The organism is Streptomyces sp. NPDC056480, assembly GCF_042795405.1.
Classification (GTDB): domain Bacteria; phylum Actinomycetota; class Actinomycetes; order Streptomycetales; family Streptomycetaceae; genus Streptomyces.
The window spans coordinates 1-7565 of the sequence record NZ_JBHTSA010000204.1 but is presented as its reverse complement, the minus strand read 5'-3'; the positions used below and the strand labels follow the sequence as shown (position 1 = coordinate 7565).

The window sequence follows — 7565 nt, the reverse complement described above, 5'->3', positions numbered from 1 at the left end:
CGCGGGTGACACGCGCTACGGGCGGGACCCGCTCTCCAGCGGGTCCGGCCCTTCGTCGCCCCCGGACGGTCAGTCCTCCGGCTTGACGTTCACCGTGTCGGACAGGTCCACCCGGGCCACGACCTGCTCGATCTTCACCCGGACCACGACCCCGTTCGGGATGGTGAAGCGGTCGGAGAACTCCTCCTCGCGCGCCTTGCCGTGGTACCGGCCGCCGATCCGGGCCGTCCAGCGGCGCAGCTCGTCCACGTTCTCGTCGAGCGTCGCCCGGCCCCGGACGAGCACGAAGGAGAACGGGGGCCGCTCGTCGTCCCAGAGCAGCGCGATCCGGCCGTCCCGCTGGAGCGAGCGGCCCTTCACGCTGTCCTTCTGCATCGTGTAGACGATCTCGTCGCCGTCGAGGATCACCCCGACCGGCACGACGTGCGGGCTGCCGTCCTTGCGGACGACGGCGGCCTTCGCCGTCCGCGGCGGGTCCGCCATGATGAACTCGCGCCACCAGCCCTCGGGGGCGTCCTTGTACGTGGGCATGCCGATCCTCCTCGACTCTCTGCGTACGGTGTTCCGTTCAGCTCCGGCGCCAGGTCAGGACGCGCCGCTGGGGGAGTCCGCCCACCTGCGCCGTCCCGCCGAGCGTGAGCAGGTCGCCGGCCAGGGACACGTCCCTCAGCTGGGTGGTGCCCCTCATGTGCGCGTGCGAGCTGACGTCTATCTCGTGGACCATCACGCCGTCCTTCAGCCGCCAGCGGCCCGCGTACCCCATGAAGGAGTCGCCGGACGGCGGGGCGTCCTTCCGTCCCATGCTGACCGACATGTGACCGGTGGGGCTGTAGAGCAGCAGCCCGCTCGGCGCGGGGCCGAGCGGGCCTTCCGCGGTGCCGCCCGCCTCGTCCAGGTCCAGATACGAGACGAGCGTCCACGCCCCGACGACGTTCACCGGCCCGCCGACGTTCACCGGCCCGCGGTCGTCCACCGGCCCGCGGTCGTCCACCGGCCCGCCGACGTTCACCGGCCCGCCGGGACGGTGGAGACGGTGAAGCGGCGGACGTTCAGTGCCGCGCCCTGGCCGAACAGCCGGTTGCCCGGCAGGCTCTTGTCGTCCAGGAAGACCTGCGGTCCGCCGCCGCCGTCCGTCGCCCGGTACAGCCCGTCCGCCGTGGTGAGCCGGACGAGCGCCGGACCGCCGGTCGGCGAGGCGCAGTCGAGCGCCGTGAACATCCCAAGTCCGCCGTTGAGCTGACGTGGTGTCACGTCGGTGTCCTCGCCGCCGTGGTCGAGCACGACGTGGCGACGGTCCGGCACCCGCCCGAGACGCTCGGCGCGGTGCCGCTCCTCGCCGTCGACGAGCCAGCGCACCCGGCCCGCGGAGCGGTCGTACGCCAGGGTCAGCCGGTGGACGTCGCCCGGCTCCCGGTCCCCGACCGGGACCACGGCCGTGAAGGCGGCGTATCCGCCGAGGTGCGGGCGCAGCATGGGGAGCCGCTCGTGCACCGCGTAGATCCGCCGGTCGGTGACGAAGAAGTCGAAGGCGAGTCCGGTCTCGACGTCGGCGGCGTTCATCGCCGCCGTCGCCAGCCGGAAGTCGGCCCCGGGCTCCTCCACCGCCGTGCCGAAGGGGTGACCTCCGGTGCCGTACGTACGGGCCGAAAGCCAGGCGTCGAAGCGGAGTTCACCGCTCTCGGGTGCCTCGAAGCCGGGCAGCCCGCCCGGGGTCGTGACATCCGCGTAGACCAGCCACTTGACGGCGTCCAGGGCGCCGGGCAGCGCGCCGGGACCGTCCTCCTGCCCGAGGGTGTCGGTGAACGCCGGCTCCCCGGTCACCGGGTGGGTGGCCCGGGCCGACACCTTGAGCCCCTCCGACGGCGTGACGTGGATGTCGGCGTCGTCCGGCACGAAGGGGCCCAGGGTCATCGGCGCCCAGCGGCCGGCGGTGGCCTCCGGATCCTGGAAGTCGTCCTCCCACAGCGGGGTCACCGGCGGTTCCTCACGCTCGACACCACGAGGTTCCTCATCCGGAACTCGCCGCCCTGGCCGTAGATCCGGCTGGTCTCGGCGCTGCGCTCGTCGACGAAGGACTCCTGGCGCGGTTCGCCGACCGACGGTTCGAAGTAGTTCGTGTGGACGGAGAGCCGGACGAGACCCTTGCCCGTCGGGTACGAGCCGTCGAGCAGGGACAGCAGCCCCATCCCGCAGTTGAGCTGGCGCGGCGCGACCCGGCCCTCGACGCCGCCCTCGTCGAGCGTCAGCGTCCTGCGGTCCAGACGGAAGCCGATGCGGTCGACGCGCAGCACCTCGCGGCCGTCGATCAGCCAGCGGACCAGGCCCGCCGAACGGTCGTAGGCGATCTTGAGCTTGTGGACGGAGCCCGGCCTGCGGGTCGCCAGCGGCACGGTGTGGGCGAACGAGGCATAGTCGCCCAGCGTCGCCCGCCCGAAGGTCGGCCGTCCGTAGAAGGCGTAGATGCGCTTGTTGGTGACGACGAAGTCGAAGGCGGTCGAGGTCTCGTTGTCGATGGTGTTCAGCATCACCGAGGCGAGCCGGGGATCGTCCTCGCCGTCCGCGACCGCGTCACCGAAGGGGTGCCCGGCCGTGCCGTAGGTGCGGCCGGACAGCGTGGTCTCGCAGGACAGCACCTGACCGGGCACCGCGTCGAAGCCCGGGAAGCCGTGCGAGGAGGTGTGGCTGGTGTAGGCGAGCCACTTGGCGTGATCGCCGGAGCCGGGCGCCCCGCTCGGGGTGATCTGCGGGATAGTCTGGGTGAACGCGGGCTCGCCGGTACGGGGGTTGACGCCCCGCGAGCGCACCTGCAGGCCGCGGCCCGAGGTGGTGACGATGCCGTCGTCGGCCTTGTAGCCGCCGCCCGCGACCTGGAACCAGGGGGCGTCCGCGCCGGTGGTGCGGAAGCCGTGCCGGAAGTCGTCCCAGACGACCCGGTAGGGGCGCGGGCCGCCCTTCGCGGTCTCGGCGGCGCCCGCCGGGGCGGAAGGCGCGGCCAGGGTGGCCGCGCTCAGCGCGGCACTCAGGAGCAGTGTGGTGAGGATGCGCTTGCGCGCCATGACGGACCCTTCTGCAGGTTCTTCGGATTCACGGCAGCCCGGGGGGATTCACGCCCGCTCGGGGGATGCACGCCCGTCCGGGCGGAGTGCGTGCCGGTCCGGACGGGCTGCGCGCCCGCCCGGACCTGGAAGGAGGGCTCAGGGCAGGCCGAGAACGGCCGCCGCGATCTCCGAGGGGCTGTCCACCACGGTGTGCGCGCCGGCCCGCGTCAGCTCCGCGGCCGGCGTCACCCCGTACGAGACGCCGACCACCCGCATCCCCGCGGCCAGGCCCATCTCCACGTCGGGCAGCCCGTCGCCCACGACCACACAGGAGGCCGGGTCGACGGAGAGCACCGAGGCGAGGTGCAGCGCCATGTCCGGGTGCGGCTTTCCGCGCGCCGCCGTGTCGTCGCCCGCGAGGGCGTCGAAGCGGTCGTCGACACCGGTCAGTTTCACGATCGCGGCCGCCGCCGCGTACACCTTCGAGGTGGCCACGGCCAGCGCGAGCCCCTCGTCCCTCAGCCGGTCGAGCAGCCCGGCCACGCCGGGATAGAGCAGGTCGGGCCCGGCCGCACGCACGTGCTCGCCGAAGCGGCGGCCGTACTCGGCCATCGCGTCGCGGACGACGGGGTCCTCGGCCGGCAGCCCGGTCAGCCGCGCCAGGCTCCGGTCGAGCGGCCGGCCCACGGTGGCCCGGACCTCGTCCTCACCGGGCGTGAAACCGTGCCCGGCGAGGACCTCGACGGTGAGCCGGGCGATGACGCCCGGGGTGTCGGCCAGGGTGCCGTCCAGGTCGAACAGGACGGCACGCACCGGACCGGTCACCGGCCGCCCGCCCGCACCTTGCTCAGCTCGACGGCGAACTCGCCCGCCACCCGTGCCGTGCTGAGCAGCAGCGAGCGGCCCGCCGCCGCGATCGACCCGCCGGTCGACCTGGCGACCGCCTTCATCAGGTACGGGCTGATGGCGTTCCCCACCACCCCGTCCCGGTCGGCCTGTTCGAGCGCCTCGGCGATGACCCGCTCCAGCTCCTCGCCGTCGAGCGCGTCCTCGCGCGCGATCGGGGAGGTGAGCAGCACGGTGGAGTCGCCGTTGACCTCCCAGTGGAAGTCGACCGCGCGGGCGGCGACCGCCAGGTCGTCGACGCGGGTCACCGGCACGTCGGCCTCGCGCACCACGAAGGCGGGCAGCCGGTCGGTGCCGTAGCCGAACACCGGTACGCCGGCGGTCTCCAGGTACTCGGCCGTCAGCTTCGCGTCGAGAATGGACTTGGCACCGCCCGAGACGACCGTGATCCGGGTACGGGTGAACTGCAGCAGGTCCGCCGAGATGTCGAAGGACTCCTGCGCACGCCGGTGCACTCCGCCGATGCCGGCGGTGGTGAACACCTCGATCCCGGCCCGCTCGGCGATGACGATCGTGCCGGCCACCGTCGTGGCGCCGAGACCGCCGCCGGCCAGCGCCGAACCCAGGTCCCGTGCACTGATCTTGGGGATGCCCTTCGTGGTGGCGAACCGCTCGATCACGGACTCGTCCATACCGACCACGAAACGCCCGCCGGCCACACCGACCGTCGCGGGGACCGCACCCGTGTCCCGGACCGCCTTCTCGATGAGCGAGGCGGTCTCGGACGACGGGTCGGTGGTGATGAGGGAGGACTCCAGGGCGACCACAGGGCGCCGCTCCGCGAGCGCGGTGGCGACCTCGTCGCTGACCTCGAGCAACGAATCCATACCGGGTTCCTCTCCGTGTCTCTCCGTACCTCCGGGACTGACGGTGCTCAGGCTCGGCCCGCACCCTCGAAGCCCGGTCGAGTGCACGTCGAGCGCCCTCTCGAGCGAAATTCAGGGGCCGCTGCCCAGGATGTGCCGGACATCCACGCACCTCACGGGAGATGACATGGCACGACGGATCAGGAGCAGGGCGGCCGCCGCCGCGGCGGCGGCGCTGGTCGCGCTGGTGTTCAACCCGGCGGCCCAGGCGAAGGACCGGGGCGTGCAGACGCTCCTCTCCGACGACTTCCGCACCGGTTTCGACACCACGAACACCTGGCAGATCCTGGGCGAGGCCGGCGGCGAGTTCCCGCAGGGCGACGGTGTCGTCACCACCTCGGCCGCGGGACTCGATGTCACCCCGGCGGGCCGGAACGCCGTCACCGGCGAGCCCGCCTTCCGCACCACCACCGGCCAGCAGGACGACGGCGGACACGGCAGCGGCGACCACGGCAAGTGGCTGGCCTTCCCGCGCGCCACCGCCAGCTCGGGCACCCCCGGCTTCGACGTCCCGGCGACCGGCGCCCTCACCTGCACGACCCGGGTGAGCGGCCGGACCTACGGCACCGAGCGGCACCCCTTCGGCGCCGCCGTGGCCAATCCGAACACCGACGTCCGGCTCGCCTCCGCGGCCGTGGTCACCGCCGACTTCGACACCAAGGCGATCTTCGACTTCTCGGTGATCAACAACCGGATCTTCGCGATCTACGAGCGGCTGCCCGAGGCCGGCAAGACCTACGCCGCCTACTCGTACGCGATCCCGGTCGCCGAGCGCACCCCCGGCGAGTACGCCACGCTCCAGGTCCGGCTGGAGGGCGGCGGCACCCGGGTCAGCTGGAAGGTCGACGGGAGGACGGTGCTGTCCACGGACCGCATCGGCACCCGTGCCTTCGACCGCAAGTACATGATCCTGGACCACGGCGGCACCGAGGAGCGCCTCAAGCTGAATCAGCTGACCTGCGGGTTCGGTCTGTTCACCGTCCTCGACGCGGCCGCGGGCCCGCAGGGCAAGGCGCTGGTGAAGCTCGACTCCACGCCGGACTTCTACTTCGCGCCCCGGGTCGGCTCGCCCACGCCGCAGACCTTCGTCGACGAGGAGAGCCGGCCGGAGAACCGCCTCTGGGGCCAGGGCGCGTCGATCGACGTGCGGTACGCGCGGATAGCCCGGGAGAACTGACCCGGCCCACCGACGAGCGGGTCGCGGCAGCGGTGGGGACGGCCGCCGCGACCCGCTCACCCCACGGCGCGCTGCAGGAAGTCCCCGGCCGCCGTGGTCTCCAGGCTCTCCAGACGAGGATCGCCCGCGAGCACCGCCTGGTGCAGCTTCTGCAGCCGGGGCGAGGGGTCGACGCCCAGCTCGTCCACGAGCGTCTCACGCAGATGCTGGTACGCCTCCAGCGCACGCCAGGCGTGACCGGAGCGGTACAGGGCGAGCATCAACTGGCCGCGCAGGTTCTCGTGCAGCGGCTGCTGGGACACGAGCATCCGCAGCTCGCCCACCAGGGCCGTGTGCCGGCCGAGCCGGAGGTCCGCCTCGATCCGCAACTCCTGCGCCCGGGTGCGGGCCTCGTCCATGCCCAGCACCTCGGTGGCCAGGACCCGGCCCATGGGCACGTCGACGAGCGCGGGGCCCCGCCACAGGGCGAGGGCCTGCCGCAGGCTGGTGGAGGCCGCCCTCGCGTCGCCCTCGGCGAGCTGGGCGTCGCCCCGGGCCACCAGCTCGTGGAAATCGGTCATGTCGCAGTGCACCGGACGGGTCGTGAGGCGGTAGCCGCCGAAGCTCGTGGCCAGCACGTCCTTCGCGGAGGCCGCGGCGTCCGGACCCAGGGCCCGGGCGATGCGCCGCCGCACCTGGAGGATGTAGGTCTGCAGGGTGGTGTTGGCGCTGCGCGGGATGGCGTCGCCCCACACCTCGTCCATCAGCGTGGCGACCGGCACGACGGAACCGGCCCGCAGGGCGAGGAGCGTGAGGATCTGACGGGGCTTGCCGGCGGTTGGAACGATGGACTCGCCGGACATCCGTACGTCCAGGGGTCCCAGTATTTCGATGTCCATGCTCTTCCTCCGCAAGGGAATGGGGCACCAGGAGCATGGCACGGAGAATGCCCGGCACCCCAGTGCCTGATTCACGGCCTGGGGCATGAAGCCTTCATACCCCGCCGGCGGGGTGAGGAATTCATGGAGCAGGCCGTGACGGAGACACTGGTCCCACCGTGTCGCACGCCGGAAGAATCGCTGTCACCGGTGCCGTCCACGGCATCGTCCGAGCGCTTCCGACAATTAACGGAGAATTATCATGGACAGAAATTCCGGCACCCTCCAGGGTGTTATTTCCGCGAACTCGGTTCCTGACACCTCCGGTCTTCGGATCGACCACCTCGACCGCGCCGGCGACGAGGCCGTCGCCCTCGTCACCTTCACGTGGGGCCCGGTCCCCGGTCACGACGGTGCTCCGGCCGGCGTGTGACGACCCCGACGGCGGACGGCACCACTCCCCGACCTCTGGGCTTCAAGCGCCACATGAGGGTCGAGGTGGTGCCCGACGACGCCACCTATCTGCTGTCCGAGCGCGAGGTGACGGCCCTGAGAGCCCCCGGTCTCGAGGCCCTCGCCCCGCTCCTGGACGGCACCCGTGACCTGGCCGCCCTGCAGCGCGAGCTGACGACGGCCCTCACGGGGGACGAGGTCGCCACCCTGGTGGCGGCCCTGCGGCGGGGGGGGCGGGGGGGGGGCCCGGCCCCCCCCCGCGGCCCCC

9 protein-coding genes and 1 pseudogene are annotated in these 7565 nt (G+C 72.6%); 3 read left to right on the top strand and 7 right to left on the bottom strand.

The window, feature by feature from the left end:
* Positions 1 to 69: 69 nt before the first annotated feature.
* The 6 genes from ACFQ79_RS39510 to ACFQ79_RS39485 all read right to left on the bottom strand — a co-directional run bounded on the left by ACFQ79_RS39510 (position 70) and on the right by ACFQ79_RS39485 (position 4771).
* Entirely contained in the window at positions 70 to 531 is a 462-nt protein-coding gene (locus ACFQ79_RS39510; protein WP_073904120.1) for a PPOX class F420-dependent oxidoreductase, read from the bottom strand.
* Positions 532 to 568: 37 nt separating this feature from the next.
* Positions 569 to 991, bottom strand: coding sequence for a lipocalin-like domain-containing protein (locus ACFQ79_RS39505; protein ID WP_383592957.1), 423 nt, complete (start codon positions 989 to 991; stop codon positions 569 to 571).
* Positions 992 to 1005: 14 nt separating this feature from the next.
* Positions 1006 to 1974, bottom strand: coding sequence for a DUF6081 family protein (locus ACFQ79_RS39500; protein WP_383592954.1), 969 nt, complete (start codon positions 1972 to 1974; stop codon positions 1006 to 1008).
* A complete protein-coding gene (locus ACFQ79_RS39495) occupies positions 1971 to 3056 on the bottom strand; it encodes a DUF6081 family protein (protein ID WP_383592951.1) in 1086 nt (361 codons plus the stop codon). The genes ACFQ79_RS39500 and ACFQ79_RS39495 overlap by 4 nt, the downstream gene beginning before the upstream one ends.
* A gap of 138 nt (positions 3057 to 3194) precedes the next feature.
* Positions 3195 to 3863: an HAD family hydrolase gene (locus tag ACFQ79_RS39490; protein WP_383592948.1), complete on the bottom strand. Its 669-nt coding sequence runs from the start codon at positions 3861 to 3863 to the stop codon at positions 3195 to 3197.
* Positions 3860 to 4771, bottom strand: coding sequence for a pseudouridine-5'-phosphate glycosidase (locus ACFQ79_RS39485; protein WP_383592946.1), 912 nt, complete (start codon positions 4769 to 4771; stop codon positions 3860 to 3862). The genes ACFQ79_RS39490 and ACFQ79_RS39485 overlap by 4 nt, the downstream gene beginning before the upstream one ends.
* A gap of 166 nt (positions 4772 to 4937) precedes the next feature.
* Here ACFQ79_RS39485 and ACFQ79_RS39480 point away from each other — a divergent pair, with 166 nt between their 5' ends.
* Complete coding sequence (locus ACFQ79_RS39480) at positions 4938 to 5987, top strand: DUF6081 family protein (RefSeq protein ID WP_383592943.1); 1050 nt, start codon at positions 4938 to 4940, stop codon at positions 5985 to 5987.
* A gap of 56 nt (positions 5988 to 6043) precedes the next feature.
* On the opposite strand, the gene ACFQ79_RS39475 is transcribed toward ACFQ79_RS39480, so the two are convergent.
* Entirely contained in the window at positions 6044 to 6865 is an 822-nt protein-coding gene (locus tag ACFQ79_RS39475; protein WP_383592940.1) for a BTAD domain-containing putative transcriptional regulator, read from the bottom strand.
* A 241-nt stretch (positions 6866 to 7106) separates the two neighbouring features.
* Here ACFQ79_RS39475 and ACFQ79_RS39470 point away from each other — a divergent pair, with 241 nt between their 5' ends.
* Entirely contained in the window at positions 7107 to 7277 is a 171-nt protein-coding gene (locus tag ACFQ79_RS39470; protein ID WP_383592937.1) for a hypothetical protein, read from the top strand.
* Positions 7274 to 7565 (top strand): annotated as a pseudogene (locus tag ACFQ79_RS39465) (hypothetical protein); the annotation flags it as partial. The gene ACFQ79_RS39470 and the pseudogene ACFQ79_RS39465, both read left to right, overlap by 4 nt.